Annotated in this window: 3 protein-coding genes; 1 reads left to right on the top strand and 2 read right to left on the bottom strand. The window is 62.1% G+C overall.

Features of this window, described 5'->3' with window-relative positions; translation table 11 throughout:
* Positions 1-94: 94 nt before the first annotated feature.
* On the bottom strand, positions 95-274 hold the full coding sequence (locus ASF14_RS10790) for a hypothetical protein (protein WP_056434806.1): 180 nt from the start codon (positions 272-274) through the stop codon (positions 95-97).
* 289 nt (positions 275-563) lie between these two features.
* The gene (locus ASF14_RS10795) at positions 564-1,145 is read right to left on the bottom strand and encodes a helix-turn-helix domain-containing protein (RefSeq protein WP_082442197.1); all 582 of its coding nucleotides are present in this window, start codon (positions 1,143-1,145) and stop codon (positions 564-566) included.
* Positions 1,146-1,361: 216 nt separating this feature from the next.
* Here ASF14_RS10795 and ASF14_RS10800 point away from each other — a divergent pair, with 216 nt between their 5' ends.
* Complete coding sequence (locus ASF14_RS10800; RefSeq protein WP_082442198.1) at positions 1,362-3,038, top strand: recombinase family protein; 1,677 nt, start codon at positions 1,362-1,364, stop codon at positions 3,036-3,038.
* Positions 3,039-3,077 lie beyond the last annotated feature (39 nt).

Raw genomic sequence — 3,077 nt, forward strand, 5'->3', positions numbered from 1 at the left:
TCATCCGACAAACCGATCCGCTCGCCCAAGCCTGCCCCCAAAAGGCAGCCTTGAATCAGTGGCGAGGCACGCCGTCAAGCTTTGTCCACGATGCCTAGCCGCCAACCCTTGCGCCCGCATCCTTTCGGCCGCCCGCGCCGCGCGCCGCCAACACCTCACGCAGCTCGGAAAGTACCGTCACCGGTTCGCCGAACTGGCGCGTCACTGCGGTCGCCTTGAGGGGTTCGGGCGCTACCTTGAAGTGGTCGCATTCGGTTCCGCCCAGCTCACGCACAAAGCGTTCCCAACATCAACGTGCCGACGTCTCGCGCGACCCTATGAAGTTCTGCGAGAATGCCCGCCACATGAACGAACGAGCATAAGGCTGGGTGGCTGCTCCAAAGCGGTAGGACCGCTTTCCATCATCGGCGGGCGTTCGAGCCCCCTACCCCACCGCCTGAACGAACGGCAGCTTACCCCGGTGGGTCACCCGAAAGCGGACAGGTCGCTATCTACCAGTTTTCAGCAGTCCTACCGACATCATGAGGTCGGTGGTCAAACTACCTCACTGGGCAATGTGACGTTCATTTCTGATAACTGGGATGGATAGGTCGAACCCCGCCCCCAGCGACATTTGCGAGGATGGGGTGAGTGAAGATGATCACCCGGTCCTGTATCTCTATCGCCAGATAATCCGGGTGCCAGCCAAAGACCGCAGACTTACCGCCCTGCCCGCGTTCGATCCTCGATAACTGCGACGCAGATATGCTGCTGTAACGCGACAGGTCCGACAGGCGCCATCCCAATGCGATGCGCCCTGCCCTCAATGCTCGACAGAGAGTGTCGCGCTGCAGATCCTGCAGCGTGTCAGGTATCCGCCGAGGTGGTGAGCGCGTCACACCGGGCTCGGCAACATCAGACCAGTCGATCCCGAAAATGTCGATGATTGCCTCCAGCGTCTCGGAGCGTGGCCAGGCTCGGTCATGCTCAATCCGCGACAGCGTTACCCGGCTTATGCCGACGCGGTGTGCAAAGACCTTAGGCGGCAGGGGCGCATCGGTGCCGGTGCCGGCCAGCCGGTGCGCCCGGATGATCTGGCCGAGGTTGTCCTTGAGCCTGGCATAGCCAGGCGGGAGGCGCATACGGGCGGGCTTTCGATGGGCCATCGAAATACGATCTAACGATTGTGTATCGTTGATGCACGCCTGAATTTTGTCTTCCTATCACCGCCCCATGGCCATTGCGCGGATCTCCTGGGTGAAAAATGCAGAAAGCGAGAAGGCCTTGGCCGAACTCGTGCAGCTGCTCGCCCGGCAGCTGGCGGCGGAACACCGCCACACCACGTCTTCCGCGCGGCCCCCAACAGAAAAGGCTTCATCCTCATGACAATTTCCGGCCAACGGCGCGTCGCACTGTACGGCAGACATTCGACCGCCCTGCAAACGGCCACGTCGTCCGACGATCAGGTTGCGGCGTGTGCGCCGCTCGTCAATCTCCTTGGTGGCAGGGTCGTAGCAACCTGGCTCGATCCAGAGATTTCAGGCTATCGGCGCGACCGCCCCGGACTGAGAGGGTTGCTTGCGGCCGTCGAGGCGGGCGAGGTCGACCTCATTCTATGCGAGTCACTGGACCGGCTGGCGCGTGACGCGGAGGACGTGGCCTGGCTGGGCAAGAAACTGCCCTATCACCGCGTGCAGCTGCATACGATCAGCGAAGGCCGGGTCGATGAGATCAAGTTCGCCGTCGCGGGCCTGATGGGCGCGATCTTCCTCAAACACCTTGTCGACAAGACCCTGCGCGGCATGGAGGCGGCGGTCTTGGCAGGGCGTTTCCCTGGTGGACGCGCTTATGGCTACAAGCGCGTCATCCAGCTCGATGAGAAAGGCGAACTCGTCCGCGGGCTGCTCGCGATCGACGAGGCAAAGGCAGACATGGTTCGCCAAATTTATCGATGGTTCGCTGGCGGCCTGTCGTCCGTCGATATCGCCACCCGCCTGAATGCTGAGGGTATTCCAGCACCTCGTGGCGGGGAGTGGAATGCCTCGACCATCCGGGGCGACCACAAAAAGCTGGTCGGCATCCTTAACAACCCCCTCTACACGGGACGGCTTGTCTGGAAACGTCGACACTGGCGCCGCGATCCGGACTCGGAAAAGCGCGAACGGCGCTATCAGCTTCGAGACCCCAGCGAGTGGATCGAGGTGGCAGTCCCGGACCTCCGCATCGTCGATGACAGTGACTTCGAGGCGGTGCAGGCGGAGATGAACGCCCGCAAGCGCACCACCACGTCGCTGCCGCTGGCCCAGGGTAATCGCAAGAAGCATCTGCTATCCGGCCTGATCCGATGCGGTTGCTGCGGGTCCAACTACACGATCAGCGGCAAGGACTATTATCGCTGCGCCGGTCAGAAGGAGCGGGGCACCTGTGACAACAGGCTATCGGTCCGCAAGGGGCCCCTGGAAGAGGCAAGCCTGACGGCTATCCAACACCGTCTGCTCACCGAAGACCATGTACGCCTGTTCATTGCGGAATATGAGCGCGAAGCCACGCGACTTGCGCGGATCGATAGCCATGAGGCTGACACGGCCAGGATCCGGCTGCAGCAACTCGAGCGCGAACTCGGCAATCTGTATGAAAATCTGCTGGCGGGTATCGCGACCCCTGCCCTCCGTCAGATGATCGACGAACGGGAGACGGAGAAGGCCCGCCTGATTTTGCGAAACGCTACCGTCGACAGAGGGGTGGCTTCGCAACCCCCGCTTCCAACGCCATCCGTTCTGCAGGCTCAGTTTCGGGCGCGGATCGCCGACCTGCGCACCACGCTGGCAGATCCTGTGGTACGCGGGCAGGCTGCATCGATCATGTCCCGGCTTATCGAGAGCGTGACGATCTGTCCGGATGAACCGGAGGGTCCCGCAGCGGAGGTAGTGGCCAGCGTGGCGTCGTTGGTGGCGTATGCCATAAACGACGACGCCGCCCGTGAGGGCGGCGTATCGAGTTCTAGAGCGGTTTCCGGCCTTTCTGAATCGTCGAGGATTCACATGGGCGCGGTTTTGTGATTCAGGCTTTGAGCCGGGTCAGGAGGCCGGCACAGATGC

This window comes from Sphingomonas sp. Leaf257 (assembly GCF_001422185.1).
In the GTDB taxonomy this organism is placed as follows: domain Bacteria; phylum Pseudomonadota; class Alphaproteobacteria; order Sphingomonadales; family Sphingomonadaceae; genus Sphingomonas; species Sphingomonas yabuuchiae.

Coding starts and splice junctions, on each gene's coding strand:
- ASF14_RS10800 (WP_082442198.1), top strand. CDS start 1,362: ATGACAATTTCCGGCCAACGGCGCGTCGCACTGTACGGCAGACATTCG.
- ASF14_RS10795 (WP_082442197.1), bottom strand. CDS start 1,145: ATGGCCCATCGAAAGCCCGCCCGTATGCGCCTCCCGCCTGGCTATGCC.